Source organism: Stenotrophomonas chelatiphaga, from assembly GCF_032054965.1.
Lineage (GTDB): Bacteria > Pseudomonadota > Gammaproteobacteria > Xanthomonadales > Xanthomonadaceae > Stenotrophomonas > Stenotrophomonas chelatiphaga.
In genome coordinates, this window is sequence record NZ_DAMBRS010000003.1 from 1 (window position 1) to 14450 (window position 14450).

The window sequence follows — 14450 nt, forward strand, 5'->3', positions numbered from 1 at the left end:
GGCGGGGGCGTTGAGCGCCATGGATGGCGCGAAACGAGGCCCGCATGGACGCAGTTTCTGCCGTCCCCCGCCAACCCACCCCGCCCCACCCACACACAGCCCTGCAGGCTGTTGCCGTTGCCGTTGCTCTTGCCGTTGCTTCCGCTCCAGCAAGAGCCGCAGGCTCAAACTGCCCCGTCAGGATCCCGCACCAGGTGGATGTCCGTCGGTGCCGACAGCGCGATGCCCCTGGATGCCAGTTCCTGCAGCAGGCTGAAGAACAGGTCGCTGCGCGCGCCGTAGACCTGCCGCGGGCTGGAGACGTAGGCGAAGCTGTTGATCGCCACCTGGCCGCCGGCGATCGAATCGATGAACACCGATGGCGCCGGGTCGGAAAGCACGCTGGAATGCGCCGTGTAGGCATCCAGCAGCACCTGCTTCACCGCCGCAACGTCCGCGTTCAACGGCAGCGTGAACTGGATCTGGATCCGGCCCTGTGCACTGCCCATGGTCATGTTGCGCACGGTCTTGGTGATCAGCTCCGAGTTCGGCACGATCAACGTCGACTTGTCCCCGACGGTGATCTCCGTGGAGCGCACGTTGATGCGGCGGATGTCGCCTTCCTGGTCGCCGATCTTCACCCAGTCACCGATCTTCACCGGCCGCTCGGCCAGCAGGATCAGGCCGGAGACGAAGTTCTGGGTGATCGCCTGCAGGCCGAAACCAATGCCCACCGACAGCGCGCTGACCACCAGCGCCAGCTGGCCGAAGCCGATCCCCAGGGCGGTCAGCGACCACAACACGGCAAGGATGATCCCCAGGTAACGTGCCACGGTGCTGATCGAGTTCTGTGCGCCAGAATCCAGCTCGGTCTTCGGCAGGTAGGTATCCACCAGCCAACGCTGCAGGGCCTGCATCAATGCAAGCCCGGCCAGCAGGACCGCGATGGCCAGCAGAACCTTGCCCGGCTGCAGTTTGATACTCCCGATCTCGAACCCATCCGACAGCGCCTGCATGCTGCTCAACACCGACCCGACATTGCCGAACGGAGCGGTGAAGATGAGCAGTGCCATCAGCACCAGCGCGATGCGGCTGAAGGCCGACAGCAGCACGCCGGCCTGTTCCACCTGCGCCGCGCTCAGGCCGGTGGTCAGTACCACGGTGCGGCCGATGCGGCTGTCCGGATGCAGCATCCAGGTGCACAGGTCGTCGGCGAACTTGAGCAGCAGGCTGGTGGTCAGCGCGACGATGCCGCCCCAGACCAGCTGCGAGGTCACGAACTTGGCGAAATTGAGGTAACCGAACAGCGAGGCGATGATCGCCGCGGCCACCACCACGTTGCCCGCCACGCGGGTCAACACGATCCAGCCACTGCGCTGGGCCGGCCCACGCGCGCGCGAATCGGCGGCCTGCGCTTCAGCGCGCTCGGCCGCTTCGGCGGTCTGCCGCCGGTGCAGGCGGGACAAGGTCACCAGCATCGCCATGATCAGGCACAGGTAGACCAGGGCGATCACCCCGTCCAGCGCGATGGTGTTGATCTCGCTGGTGCGTGCCGCGCGATCCACCGCCGCCAGCATGATGCTGATCCAGCTCACCGCAGCGGCGCTCCACGCGTACTTGCGCAGGTTGCGCGCTGCGGTGTCATCCAGGTCCAGCAGGCGCCACGACGGGCGCTTGGGCGCCAGCAGGCAGGCGCTCAGCGCGACGATGAACGCAGAAAAGCAGGTGGCGCCCACGAAGTAGTTGGAGAGCGTCTGCAGGCGCGGCGGAATGGCGCCTACCGCATCCAAGGACGCGATCAACGCCCAGGCCGCCAGTCCCGGCATCGCCGTGCCCACCAGCAGCAGCCAGACCGCAAGGCCGGTCCGGCGCAGGCGGCCCTGCGGCGCGTTTTCGGCGGCCGCATAACGCCGTCCCAGCGCGCGCAGCCACAGCCGCACGGGGAAGAACAGCAGCAGCGCCACCCCAAGACCCAGCAGCGGCAGGGCCCAGCCCTCGCGCTTCAACGCATCGCGTACCGCGTTGGTGCCCAGCCGGTACAGCGCCAGCACCCGCGTGGTATCGGCCGGCGCGGTCGCGGCGACCTGGCTCCACAAGGCCGGCGACAGCGGCGAAGCCACCTTGCGGCCGAGCTCTTCGCTGAACTGGCTGGCGCGCAGTTTTTCGATGTCGGCGGCCAGCTGGTTGGCGTTGACCACTGCCAGCTCGGCACGTTTGATCGTGCCGTCCAGCTTGTTGCGTTGCCGGGTCAGGCTGGCCCGCTGCACGGCGATCTCGCGGGCCTCGGTGCTGCCCTCGGCTACCTCACCCAGCGGTGCCAGCTGTTCGTTGAGCTGGTCCAGCTGGGGCTGCAGCGCCTTGGCGGCGGCGTCCGCATCGTCCTTGGCCGCCTTCGCGCGCTCGCTGAGGGTGGCCAGCGTATCGGGCGTTTCGGCGTCCTCAAGCGAGGCCCGCGCGGACTTCAGCGTGGCCTCGGCCCGGGTTACCTGGGCCTCAGGGGTCAGCTCGGGCGGGGCCTGCGCCAGCGCCGGGGCCGCGACCAGGAGCAGGAACATCAGCAGGCCGACGACGGCACCGCGCTTGGAGATCAGGCTGGAAAGAGACAAAACGCGTTACCGGCATGCGCGGACCACCGCGCCTGCGCGGACTATACGACGTGTCGCGTGGGAATCGGATCAGTACTTCAGGCGCAGCTCCTCCACCTGCGGCTGCTGGGCGGCGTACCACTCCTGGAACTCTTCCTCGGGGATCTCTTCCGGGGCATACACCACGATCGGGTCCCAGGCGTGGTCGGTGGGCAGCGGCTGGCGGGGGCCGGCACGCAGCGTGTAGGCCACGCCCTCGTGGTCGACCACCTCCTCGACCTGCTCCCATCGGGCACGCGCGAAGCTGGATTCGGATTTCAACAGGATCACCTGGTACATCGGCATCACTCCTTGGCACTGTTCATCAGCATGGACCCGCATAGCGGCCCGATAAACCCACGGGCCGCTACGCAGTGTTGCGCTTACGCCATGGCAAGGCGGCTTCACCTTGCCATGGCGGCGGGCGCGGCAAGGTGGCCTACCGCCTCCGGGACGAGAGCCCCATGACCACCCCCAACGACCTCAAGACCGTCCCCGACCTCAAGCTGCCGCGCTACCTTGGCACCTGGTACGAGATCGCCCGCCTGCCGATGCGCCACGAACCCGAAGCCTGCACCGATGTATCGGCGAACTACAGCCTGCAGGACAACGGCAACATCCGCGTGCACAACCGCTGCCGGATGGAAGGCGAGATCGAAGAAGCCATCGGCGAGGCCAGCGTCGTGGACAACGACAGCGCGCGACTCGCGGTCAGCTTCCTGCCCAAGGGCCTGCGCTGGTTGCCGTTCACCAAGGGCGACTACTGGGTGATCCAGATCGCCCCCGATTACAGCGTGTCGCTGGTCGGCAGCCCGGACCGCGATTATCTCTGGCTGTTGTCACGTACGCCGCACCTGGACAAGACCGTTCGCGATCATTATCTGGCGACCGCGCGCCAGCAGGGCTTCGATCTGTCCAAACTGATCGATACCCCCCACACCGGCAAGCCGACGGCCTGAGTCCATGGACCTGAAGAGCGGGTATCCGTACTGGTCCATCCGCAATGGACTGATCCAGGCTTTCCCTCCGCTTGAAGCCGACCTGCACTGCGATGTGCTGGTCGTCGGCGGCGGCATCACCGGCGCCCTGATCGCCGATGAGCTGTCCGCACACGGCCACGAAGTGGCGTTGATCGAACAGCGCGACATCGGCTGGGGCAGCACGGCGGCAAGCACCGCGCTGCTGCAGTATGAGATCGACACCCACCTGATCGACCTGGCCCGCCAGTATGGCGAAGACGATGCGGCGCTGGCCTACCACGCCTGTGCGCAGGCGCTGCCACAGCTGCGCGAGGTCACCGCCGGCCTGCGCGGGGTGGATTTCAAGCAGATGGACAGCGTGTACCTGGCCAGCAAGCCGCGCCATGTGCCGGTACTGCGCGAAGAAGGCGCGGCACGCCGCAAGCATGGGCTGGACGCACGCTGGCTGGACCGCGGTGCCCTGCGCGAACGCATGGGGATGGACGGCGACGCTGCGCTGCTGACCCGCCAGGCCGCGCGCGTGGATCCCTACTGCCTCACTTACCGGCTGTTGGAGCGGGTCAAGCGGCGCGGCGGCCACGTGCACGATCGCACCGTGCTGCATGCGCTTGAACCCACCGCGCGCGGGGTCACCGCACGCACCGAAGACGGCATCCAGATCCGCGCCAAGCACGTGGTGCTGGCCCAGGGCTACGCCAACCAGCAGTGGCTGGACAAGCGCGTGGCGCGCAACCGCAGCAGCTATGCGCTGATCACCGATCCGCTGCATTCCGACGAACTTGGCGCACTGGCCACGACGATGGTCTGGGAAAGCGCGCGCCCCTACCTGTACCTGCGCAGCACCGGCGATGGCCGGCTGCTGCTGGGTGGGCTGGACGATGCGGTGGATGTCCCGGCACGCCGCGACCGCCGCGTCGATGGCAAATCGAAGAAGCTCATGAAGGGACTGAGGCACTGGTTCCCGGCGCTGGACCCGATCCCTGCGTTTGCCTGGGCCGGAACTTTCGCCGAAACCGCCGATGGCCTGCCGTTCTTCGGCGCGCATGCGCAGTGGGGACCTCGGGTGCAGTTCGCGATGGCCTACGGGGGCAACGGCATCACCTATTCGATGATCGGCGCCGGCCTGCTGCGCGCCACCATCGAACGCCGACGCCACCCTCTGCAGGCGCTGTTCGGTTTCGAGCGGCTGGAGCGCTGATCGCCAACGCACGCCCCGGCGAAGTCGGGCGATGCCGGTAGCGACGAACCATGCGCGGCGAGCGCAGCGGTGCCAGCAAGAGCGTACGGCCAGTGGCCGTCACTACCGTCGACGCGTCACGACAGGCATCATTCAAGCAGCAGCTGCTAGCGTCGCCATGAGGGCCCGCGTGCCCTGCCCCGTCCGCTGCTGGAGCGTCGTGCCATGATCCGCCCCCTGATCCTGCTGTGCCTGGCCTGCGCCCCCTCGGTCGCGTTGGCGCAGAGTGCTGCAGGCGCCACCGGCCCGCAGTCGTCCACCGGCCTGAACCTGACCGTGCCCAGCGAACCGCTGCGCTACCTCAATGATCCCAGCTTCCAGCAGGATGCCCCGGGCACTTACTACGGCGACAAGAGCGGTCCGCGCGCACGCGCCGGCAGCGATAACGGCATCGCCGAGGTCACCGATGACAAGCTGCGCGTCTCCGGCAGCGTCAGCACCGGTATCGGCTATTCCGAAGGCTACGGCAACAGCCACTACAACGCGGCCACGCTGAACCTGAGCAAGAACTACACCACCGATGAAGGCAAGACCCGCGGGGTCAACGTCAACATCCACGTCAGCGAAGGCAAGGGGCCGGGCTTCTTTGGCCCCTGGGACGGTCCGTATGGCGGCGGATTCGGTGGGGGCTACGGCCCTGGCCCCGGCTACTGGGGCCGCCCGCCGCCGTTCGGCTGGTAAGCAGCCGCGCCCGGCGGCGCAACGACCGGCCTGTCCGCCTCCGGATGCGCCGCTGCGCTCGCCGAGCATGGCCCGGCGCTACCGGTCCGGGTTTGATGGCGCGTGGATCAATCCAGCCAGCCGTCGCGCTCGCTGTCCAGGATGCGGCCATCGTGCCCGCTCAGGCGCACGTCAACCTTCTGGTTACGCGCGTTGCGTGCTTCCAGCTGCCACGTCGCACCGTCACGTTCCACCGAATGGATGTCCTTCAGGCCCTGCTCCTTGGCCTTGGCCAGCAGCTGGTCGATGGTCAGCTGGGTGCGGCCATCGAACTCGTCGAAGATCTCGCCGGTCTTCGGGTCGACATAGACCTCGCGGAAGCGGCCATCGTCGCGGGTCACGTCGGCTTCCCACAGCCCGTCGTCCTTCTCGATCTCATGGATGCGGCTGTAACCGGCGTCGCGCAGCTTCTGTTCCACCTGGGCCAGGCCCAGCGGTGCGGCATGGGCGGTGACGGCCACGGTGGTACCCAGCAGGGCGGCAACGGTGGCGCCAGCGATCAGGGACAGCTTGTTCATGGTGTTCTCCGGAATGGTGGACCCCAGCGGGCCCGGCCAACACAGTCTGCCCAGCGCACCTAACAGCCACTTAGCCCGGGCTGTTAGCCAACGGTTAGTCCGCTGCGCTATTGATAGGCGCATGTATCCGTTGAAGACCCTGGCCGTGATCGTGCTCGCGCTGCTGCCCGCCCTGCCGGTGGCGGCGGGCGACGACCATGCCCAGCAGACCGCACGACGTGCGGTGGAACAGGGCCGCTACGTGCCGCTGGAAGCGGTGGTGCGCGATGCCATGCGCCGCCATCCCGGCAAGCTGCTGGAAGTGGAACTGGACGATGCCGTGTACGAAGTCGAGATCCTGCGCGCCGACGGCGTGGTGGTGGAGCTGGACTATGATGCGCGCAACGGCAAGCTGCTGAAGACCGAACTGGACGACTGATGCGGATCCTGCTGGCCGAAGATGACCACGACCTGGCGCAGCGCCTGCAGCCCCTGCTGGAGCAGGCGGGTTTCGTGGTGGATGCATTCGCCGATGGCCGCGCGGCCGAAGAACATGGCCAGGTGGAAGACCTGCAGGCCGCCATCGTCGATCTCGGCCTGCCGGGCCTGGACGGGCTGAGCATCATCGAACGATGGCGCGCCAATGGCCGCACCTTCCCGGTGCTGGTGCTGACCGCACGCGGACGCTGGCACGACAAACTGGCCGGTTTCGATGCAGGCGCGGACGACTACCTGACCAAGCCCTTCCAGCCCGACGAACTGGTGCTGCGCCTGCGTGCGCTGATACGCCGCAGCACCGGCCATGCCAGTCCGCGCCTGCAGTGCGGACCGCTGCAGCTGGATGTCAACGCAGGCCGTTTCAGCCTGCACGGCAGCGAACTGGCGCTGAGCCCGCAGGAGTTCCGCCTGCTCGGCTACTTCATCCACCACGTGGATACGGTGATCGGCCGCGAGCGGCTGGGCGAGCACGTGTTCGACAGCGGCTTCGATCCGGACTCCAATGCATTGGACGTGCTGCTCGGACGGGTGCGGCGCAAGCTGGACATCGACCTGATCCAGACCGTGCGCGGCCAGGGCTGGCGGCTGACGGCGCCGGCATGAGGACATCGCGATGAAGCGCGCCTCGCTGCGCAACCGGCTGCTGCTGGCGGGCGGGCTGGGCCTGCTGCTGGTCACGGCGCTGGCCACCGCGCTGCTGGGACACCTGTTCGAACGCGCCGCGCGTGACAGCCTGGATGCGGCGCTGGAACAGGACCTGCTGACCGTGCTGGCGCAGGCCGAAGTAAACCCGGATGGGCGCGTGGTGCTGCGCCAGGAACCCAACGAAGCCCGCTTCCAGCGGGTGTTCTCCGGTGCTTACTGGCAGGTCGGCGCGGCCGACGGCACCCCGCTGCTGCAGTCGCGCTCGTTGTGGGATGAAAGCCTGGCCGCACCGGCGGCCAGCAGCGCCGGCATCGCCGCTGACATCATCGGGCCGCTGCAGCAGCCGCTGCGGGTGCTGGCGCGCGAGGTGCGCCTGCCCCGCGCGCAGGCGCCGCTGCAGGTTCTGGTGGCGCTTGACCGCAGTGACCTGCAGGCCCAGGTGGCGCAGTTCCGTCAGCGCAGCGCGTTGGCCCTGGCGGTGCTGGTCGCGGTCTGGCTGGCGGTGCTGGCCAGCCAGATCCACTTCGGCCTGCGTCCGTTGCGGCGGTTGGGCCAGCAGGTGGAGGGCGTGCGCCGCGGCGAAGTCCAGCGGGTGGATGCACGCGGCCTGAGCGCGGAGATCGCGCCGCTGGCTGAAGAACTCAACGCTCTGCTCGACCACCACCAGCGCATGGTGGCGCGCGCGCGCACCAGCGCACAGGACCTGGCCCACGCGCTGAAGACACCGCTGAGCGTGCTGGCAGCTGAAGCGGAACATCCGGGGGGCGACTGGCAGCAGACCGTGCGCGCACAGGGCGCGCACATGCAGGCCAGCATCGAGCGCTACCTTGCGGCAGGGCTGGCGGTCGATCACCGGCAGCGCGCGGACGTGGCACCGGTGGTGCAGTCGATGTGCCGCCTGATGGGTCGCGTACATCAAGGGCGCGGCGTGCACTTCAGCAGCGATGCCATCGACCCGGCATTGCGCTTTGCCGGCGATGCCGCCGATCTGGAAGAAATGCTGGGCAACCTGCTGGACAACGCCGGCAAGTGGGCCACGCAGCAGGTGCAGGTGGGCGCCTGGATGGACGCGCAACGGCTTCGCATCGAGGTGCGCGACGATGGTCCGGGGCTGCAGGAATCCCAGCTGCAGACCGTGCTGCAACGGGGCGTGCGGCTGGACCAGCGCGAAGGCAGCAGCGGGCTCGGCCTGGCGATCGTCGGCGACATCGCCGCCAGCCACGGCGGCGAGCTGAAGCTGGAAAACGCGCAGCCCGGGCTGCGCGCCACACTGTGGCTGCCGGCGGGGTGAACCGCCGGTAGTGACGGCCGCTGGCCGTCAATCAGTGACCGTCCAATGACGGCCAGCGGCCGTCACTACCGGGTCCCCGCTTACATCAGCGGTTCGTCGGACAGGTACGTGTAACCGGTCAGACCAGCTTCCAGTGCGTCGGACAGTTCCTGCGCACGGTCAACCGTAAGACCTGCCGCGGCCACGCGCTCGGCATAGGTCGCGCGCAGTTCGGCCAGGCTGTAGCCCACGTAGTCCAGCATCACATCGGTGGTGTCACCGCGGCGCTGCTGGGTGATCGCATAGCCCCCCGCGCCGGCACGCACTTCCACCGCATCGGTATCGCCGAACAGGTTGTGGATGTCGCCCAGGATCTCCTGGTACGCACCGACCATGAAGAACCCGATCCGGTAGCTTTCACCGGAACGCAGCGCGTGCAGCGGCAGCGAACTGTCCAGGCTCTCGTTGCCGACATAGGTTTCCACCATGCCGTCCGAGTCGCAGGTCATGTCGGCGATGATGCCGCGACGGTCCGGCTGCTCGTCCAGGCGCTCGATCGGCACGATCGGGAACACCTGGTCGATCGCCCACACGTCCGGGATCGATTCGAACACGCTGAAGTTGACGAAGTACTTGTCCACCAGCCGCTCGTTGAGCTCATCCAGCACCGGCCGATGGCTCTTCTCGTCGAAGCTCAGGCGTGCACGCACTGCATGGGCGATGGCGTAGAACAGGTCATCGATGCGCGCCCGCTGCGGCAGGTCGATCTGGCCCAGCGCATAGCTGGACAGGCCTTCGGCATGGAAATGCTGCGCTTCCTGGAACAGCTCGATCGCCGGGCGCTGGCCCAGTTCGGAATGGATCTCGCGCAGGTGGCGGATCGATGCCGGCTCGTCGTCATGCTGGTCCGGCACGCGGCCTTCCATCGCCTGTTCCACTTCGGACACGTTGGCGATCAGCACCGCATGGTGGGCGGTCATCGCGCGGCCACACTCGGTGACGATGCGCGGCGGCTTCAGGCCATGTTCCTTGCAGGCATCGGCCAGCGGCTGCACGATGCTGCTGGCATAGGAGTTCAGCCCGTAATTGATCGAGCAGAAGCTGCGCGAACGGGTGCCTTCGTAGTCCACGCCCAGGCCACCGCCCACGTCGACGTGGGTGATCTTCGCGCCAAGCTGCGACATCTCCACGTAGTAGCGGGTGGCTTCGCGCATGCCGTTGGCGATGTCGCGCACGTTGGAAATCTGCGAGCCCATGTGGAAGTGCAGCAGGCTCAGGCAGTCTGCGTACTCGGTGTCACGCAGCGACTTCCACAGGTCCAGCAGCTGGCGCGGGGACAGGCCGAACTTGGCCTTGTCGCCGCCGCTGTTCTGCCACTTGCCCGCACCCAGCGAGGCCAGCCGCATGCGCACGCCCAGGCCCGGCTTCACGTCCAGCGCCTTGGATTCTTCCAGCACCAGCTTCAGCTCGGACGGCTTCTCGATGACGATGTAGGTCTGCAGGCCCAGTTTGCGGCCGATCAGCGCCAGCCGGATGTACTCACGGTCCTTGTAGCCGTTGCAGACGATCAGCCCGCCCGGGCGCGAAAGCGCCAGCACGGCCATCAGTTCCGGCTTGCTGCCCGCTTCCAGGCCGAAGCCTTCGCCGTGGTGGCTGGCCAGGGTGCCGGCCACGCCACGGTGCTGGTTGACCTTGATCGGGTACACGGCGGTGTAGCCGCCCGGGTACTCCCAGTCGGCCTGGGCCTGCGCGAAGGCGGCCTGCAGCTTGCCCAGGCGCTGGCCCAGGATGTCCGGGAAGCGCACCAGCAGGGGCAGCTTGGCCCCGTTGGCGCGCGCCGCATCGACCACATCGGGCAGCGAAACCACCGGGCCATCGGCCCCGGTCGGCCTCACCACCATGTGCCCGGCCTGATCCACGTCGAAGTAACCGTCCGCCCAATGCGGGATCGAGTAGGTCTTGCGGGCTTGGTCGAGGGACCAATCGGTCATGGAAGTCGGCCTGGTTGGTAAAAAAGGGGGTGCATGATAACCCCTGATCGACGAAGGGTTCGTTATCATGCGCGCCCGCGCCCGTGGTCGCTGCCCTGGACCTGAACGGGCGTACCGCCACGCGGCCCCGCTTCCGCCAGCCCGGCGTCCCATCCTCCGAAAAGGATTGCTCCTCCATGACTGACAACAGCAACTGGTATATCGAACACTTCGAGCGCACTGGCTCGGCCATCGGCTACCGCATCACCGGCAAGCTGGACGAAGTGCAGTCGCCGTTCCAGAAGATCGAAATCTTCCAGACCACCGACTGGGGCAACCTGATGACCATCGATGGGGCCATCATGCTGACCAGCAAGGACAACTTCTTCTACCACGAGATGATCAGCCACCCGGTGCTGTTCACCCATGCCGCCCCCAAGCGCGTGGTGATCATCGGCGGCGGTGACTGCGGCACCCTGCGCGAGGTGCTCAAGCACAAGAACGTGGAGAGCGTGACCCAGTGCGATATCGACGAGCAGGTCACGGTGATGGCGCGCAAGCACTTCCCGGAACTGTGCGATTCCAACGATGACCCGCGTGCCGAACTGATGTTCGACGACGGCGTGGCCTACATGGCCAACTGCCCGGCCGGCAGCGTGGACGTGGTGATCGTCGATTCGACCGACCCGGTCGGCCCCGGCGAAGGCCTGTTCAACAAGGCGTTCTACGAGAGCTGCTTCAAGGCCCTGAAGGACGACGGCATCCTGGTGCAGCAGTCCGAATCGCCGCTGATGCAGCTGGAACTGATCAACGAAATGCGCACCGAGATGGGCAAGGCCGGCTTCGGTTCGTTCAAGACCCTGCCGTTCCCGCAGCCGTGCTACCCCACCGGCTGGTGGAGCGTGACCCTGGCGCGCAAGGGCGAGAGCGGGTTCGATTTCCGCCAGTCCGACGCGGCGGCAAAGAGCTTCGATACGCTGTACTACACCGCCGCGCTGCACACCGGCGTGCTGGTGACGCCGCCGTTCGTGCAGGCTGCGCTGAAGTAAGGGCCTGCCGACCAACGGTCGGCATCCACCAACAAAAAACCCGCGCTGGCGACCGCGCGGGTTTTTTGTTTTCCGGAAGCGCCAGGCCATGCCCGGCGGCCGTGCGCTTACAGCGCCCAGATACCCGCGATCACCGCCACCACCAGGCCCCACTTGATCGCGTGGTAGGCGAACGCACTTCGCGCACGCAGCGCCTTGGCCTTCAGCCGTACCTTGTACACGCCGCCAAATGCCTTGTTCACCCCACCGGTCGGGTCACCCGGCAGGTTCGGCGAGGCCCCACCGGCCAGCAGCGTGGACGCTACCGCCCGGTTGAACAGGCCAGGCAGGCCGAAACGCAGCGGGCGGGCGATATCGCAGAACAGGATCACCCGGTCCTGTTCGGTCTCGTTGTGCGCGTGGTGGATGTAGGTCTCGTCGAACATCATCCATTCGCCATCGCGCCAGCTCTTCTTCACCCCGTCCACTTCGATGTAGCAGCGGTCATCGTTGGGCGTGCTCAGTCCCAGGTGCAGGCGCAGCGAACCGGCGAACGGATCGCGGTGCGGGCGCAGCTCGCTGCCCGGCGGAAGCTGGGCGAACATCGCCGCGCGTACGTCCGGGATCGATTCGATCAATGCCACCGTCTGCGGGCAGAACTGCCTGGCCGACGGATGCGACGGGCCGTACCAGCGCAGGTAGAAGCGCTTCCAGCCCCGGCGGAAGAACGAATTGAAGCCGGCGTCGTTGAAGCTGCTCGACGCGGCGATCTTCTGCGCATCGCGCAACGCCAGCGCCTCGTCGCGGATCACGGTCCAGTTCTGCCGCAGCGGCTCCAGCTGCGGGAACTCCTTGCCCGGATCCAGGAACGGCGTGGTTGGCACCTTGGAAAACAGGTACATGACCACGTTGATCGGGGCCATGAAGCTGGAATGGTCCAACAACTGGCGCGACCAGCGCGCGCGGACCTTGCCGCGGTAATGGATGTACAGCACGCAGGCGATGAACAGCACGGCCAGCACGATCTTGATCATTGACGATTCCTCCGGCGGGGGCCGGACGCAGGTGGGCAGGGAACGGGCGGGCACACAGCCGCGCCGGTCACGCACGGGACGGGGACGTGCCGACAGGGGCGGTCCGGCCAGGCGCGCGGGGAACGCGCAATGGTCGGCAGCTGGGCGGCGCCGGTCAAGCACCGCAGGGTATTGGCAGCGTGCCATATACGGCTGCCACATTCACATTCATCTCGGGTTTGGCTGGAAGCGACAGCCATCCACGCCTCAACTCGTTGATAAATAACGCATAACGAATAAGTGAGACGGTATTGTCCGAAATGGCATGACGCACTGTTGCACTGCCGAAGCCGTCACAATTATTTAATAGAAAACTGGCGGGTACTAAAATTAGCGCACTCGCTAATGCCCCTTCCACCGGTTCGCTTGACGCTCTGCGCCACCCACCGGGCTGTCAGAGAACGTCATGGACACCCCTTCTATTTCCCCCTCTCCGATCTGCGGCGACGATGCCGCGATGCCGCTGCTGCTCAAGCGCGGCGAACGTTTCCTGGAGCCGGACGTCTACCGCACCTGCATGGATGGACAGCCGGCCGTGGTGAAGGACTACACCCGCTATCGCGGCACCCCCCTGTCGCTGCTGGCGCGCGTGCTGGTACATCACGAAGCCCACATGCTGCAGCGCCTGAGCGGCTGGAAGCATGCCCCCGCGTTGCTGGGCACCATCGGCGGCCTCGCGCTGGGCATGGAGTTCATTCCCGGGCAGACCCTGAGCACCGCGCAGGCGGTGGGCACGGAAGTGTTCGAACAGCTGCAGCAGGCACTGGACCGGCTGCATGCCGCCGGCATCACCCACAACGACCTGCACGGCACCAACGTGGTGGTCAGTGGGGGCGTGCCGGTGCTGCTGGACTTCACCTCGGCCTGGCGCACGCCGCGCTGGCTGCGGCGCAATCCGATCACCCGCCAGCTGAGCCGCAGCGACCTGAAGAACCTGGTGAAGATGCGCCAGCGCCTGACCGGCCAGCGGCCGAGTGCCGCGCTGGCCGCGCGCGTGGCCGACCCCGGCTGGGTGGCCGCCATCCGCCAGGGCTGGAAGCACTTCTACGCGTGGGCAAAGCGGGCCGGGTAGAGACGGCCGCTGGCCCTTGCCTTGGTGGGTGACGACCGTTGGTCGTCACGCCTTTGCCGCTGCACTCGCCGAACACGCCCCGGCGCTACCGCTCACCTGGCTTTAGAGGGCATCTGCATCCAGTTCGCCGGTGCGGATGCGCACCACGCTGCCCAGTTCGTACACGAAGACCTTGCCGTCGCCGATCTTGCCGGTGCCGGCCGCGTTGACGATCGATTCGACCACGCTCTCAACCTGATCGTCGGTCACTGCGACTTCCAGCTTCACCTTGGGCAGGAAGTCCACCACGTATTCGGCGCCACGGTACAGCTCGGTGTGGCCTTTCTGCCGCCCGAAGCCTTTCACCTCGGTCACCGTGATCCCGGTGACCCCGCGCTCGGCCAGCGCTTCGCGCACGTCATCGAGCTTGAACGGCTTGATCACCGCCATGACCATCTTCATCGTGGATCCTCCTGTACTCGGCCGCGAGGATAGCGCCTGTGCGCCTGCAGTGGCGAGAGTATCCTTGGCATCCCTCATTCGTAATGCACGTGGCGCCGGCTTGCCGTGGCGGCCACGCGGCCGTCCCAGGAGCCCCCATGATCGACCTCAACCAGCTGGATGACCTCGCCCGCCGCCTCAGCGACCTGGTGCCGCCGGGCCTGCGCCAATCGCGCGAAGAGCTGCAGTCCACCTTCAAGAGTGCCCTGCAGGCCGGCCTGTCCAAACTGGACCTGGTCACCCGCGAGGAATTCGACGTACAGCGCGCCGTGCTCCTGCGCACGCGCGAGAAGCTTGATGCACTCGAACAGGTCGTCGCCGCGATGGAAAAGCCACAGCCGCCGGCGGAATGACAGAACGCGGTGGGTCAGCCCTGC

General features: G+C 67.0%; 15 protein-coding genes. 9 read left to right on the forward strand and 6 right to left on the reverse strand.

From position 1 onward, the window contains the following. Positions 1-164: 164 nt before the first annotated feature. Entirely contained in the window at positions 165-2534 is a 2370-nt protein-coding gene (locus RTX79_RS06235) for a DUF3772 domain-containing protein (protein WP_312683020.1), read from the reverse strand. A gap of 120 nt (positions 2535-2654) precedes the next feature. Beyond that, a complete protein-coding gene (locus RTX79_RS06240) occupies positions 2655-2903 on the reverse strand; it encodes a hypothetical protein (protein WP_042613258.1) in 249 nt (82 codons plus the stop codon). Positions 2904-3067: 164 nt separating this feature from the next. Between RTX79_RS06240 and RTX79_RS06245 the strand changes: the two genes are divergently transcribed. The 3 genes from RTX79_RS06245 to RTX79_RS06255 all read left to right on the forward strand — a co-directional run bounded on the left by RTX79_RS06245 (position 3068) and on the right by RTX79_RS06255 (position 5501). Further along, positions 3068-3562, forward strand: coding sequence for a lipocalin family protein (locus tag RTX79_RS06245; RefSeq protein ID WP_057508484.1), 495 nt, complete (start codon positions 3068-3070; stop codon positions 3560-3562). Between the two features lie 4 nt (positions 3563-3566). Then, positions 3567-4781: an NAD(P)/FAD-dependent oxidoreductase gene (locus RTX79_RS06250; protein ID WP_312682777.1), complete on the forward strand. Its 1215-nt coding sequence runs from the start codon at positions 3567-3569 to the stop codon at positions 4779-4781. A gap of 204 nt (positions 4782-4985) precedes the next feature. After that, positions 4986-5501 carry a hypothetical protein gene (locus tag RTX79_RS06255; RefSeq protein WP_312682779.1) on the forward strand — a complete coding sequence of 172 codons (516 nt, stop codon included), beginning with the start codon at positions 4986-4988 and terminating at the stop codon, positions 5499-5501. A 107-nt stretch (positions 5502-5608) separates the two neighbouring features. Here RTX79_RS06255 and RTX79_RS06260 read toward each other — a convergent pair whose 3' ends face one another. Next, positions 5609-6058, reverse strand: coding sequence for a PepSY domain-containing protein (locus RTX79_RS06260; RefSeq protein WP_123700191.1), 450 nt, complete (start codon positions 6056-6058; stop codon positions 5609-5611). 151 nt (positions 6059-6209) lie between these two features. On the opposite strand from RTX79_RS06260, the gene RTX79_RS06265 reads away from it, so the two are divergent. Genes RTX79_RS06265 through RTX79_RS06275 form a run of 3 tightly spaced genes read left to right on the forward strand, consistent with a single transcriptional unit; the run spans position 6210 to position 8471 of the window. Next, positions 6210-6476 carry a PepSY domain-containing protein gene (locus RTX79_RS06265; RefSeq protein ID WP_428695973.1) on the forward strand — a complete coding sequence of 89 codons (267 nt, stop codon included), beginning with the start codon at positions 6210-6212 and terminating at the stop codon, positions 6474-6476. Then, on the forward strand, positions 6476-7138 hold the full coding sequence (locus RTX79_RS06270) for a response regulator transcription factor (RefSeq protein WP_057508487.1): 663 nt from the start codon (positions 6476-6478) through the stop codon (positions 7136-7138). Before RTX79_RS06265 ends, RTX79_RS06270 begins: the two co-directional genes overlap by 1 nt. Before the next feature lie 10 nt (positions 7139-7148). Beyond that, the gene (locus RTX79_RS06275; RefSeq protein ID WP_312682785.1) at positions 7149-8471 is read left to right on the forward strand and encodes a sensor histidine kinase; all 1323 of its coding nucleotides are present in this window, start codon (positions 7149-7151) and stop codon (positions 8469-8471) included. Between the two features lie 80 nt (positions 8472-8551). On the opposite strand, the gene speA is transcribed toward RTX79_RS06275, so the two are convergent. Continuing rightward, entirely contained in the window at positions 8552-10441 is a 1890-nt protein-coding gene (gene speA / locus RTX79_RS06280; protein ID WP_312682787.1) for an arginine decarboxylase, read from the reverse strand. A gap of 176 nt (positions 10442-10617) precedes the next feature. Here speA and speE point away from each other — a divergent pair, with 176 nt between their 5' ends. Then, positions 10618-11469 carry a polyamine aminopropyltransferase gene (gene speE, locus RTX79_RS06285; protein WP_312682789.1) on the forward strand — a complete coding sequence of 284 codons (852 nt, stop codon included), beginning with the start codon at positions 10618-10620 and terminating at the stop codon, positions 11467-11469. 107 nt (positions 11470-11576) lie between these two features. Here speE and RTX79_RS06290 read toward each other — a convergent pair whose 3' ends face one another. Further along, positions 11577-12482 carry an aspartyl/asparaginyl beta-hydroxylase domain-containing protein gene (locus RTX79_RS06290; RefSeq protein WP_312682792.1) on the reverse strand — a complete coding sequence of 302 codons (906 nt, stop codon included), beginning with the start codon at positions 12480-12482 and terminating at the stop codon, positions 11577-11579. A 445-nt stretch (positions 12483-12927) separates the two neighbouring features. Here RTX79_RS06290 and RTX79_RS06295 point away from each other — a divergent pair, with 445 nt between their 5' ends. After that, positions 12928-13593 carry an RIO1 family regulatory kinase/ATPase gene (locus tag RTX79_RS06295; RefSeq protein WP_312682794.1) on the forward strand — a complete coding sequence of 222 codons (666 nt, stop codon included), beginning with the start codon at positions 12928-12930 and terminating at the stop codon, positions 13591-13593. A 102-nt stretch (positions 13594-13695) separates the two neighbouring features. On the opposite strand, the gene RTX79_RS06300 is transcribed toward RTX79_RS06295, so the two are convergent. Next, positions 13696-14034 (reverse strand): P-II family nitrogen regulator, encoded by a 339-nt coding sequence (locus tag RTX79_RS06300; RefSeq protein ID WP_312682795.1) that lies wholly within the window; start codon positions 14032-14034, stop codon positions 13696-13698. Between the two features lie 137 nt (positions 14035-14171). Between RTX79_RS06300 and ubiK the strand changes: the two genes are divergently transcribed. Then, positions 14172-14426: a ubiquinone biosynthesis accessory factor UbiK gene (gene ubiK / locus RTX79_RS06305; protein WP_057508499.1), complete on the forward strand. Its 255-nt coding sequence runs from the start codon at positions 14172-14174 to the stop codon at positions 14424-14426. The last annotated feature ends 24 nt before the right edge of the window (positions 14427-14450 follow it).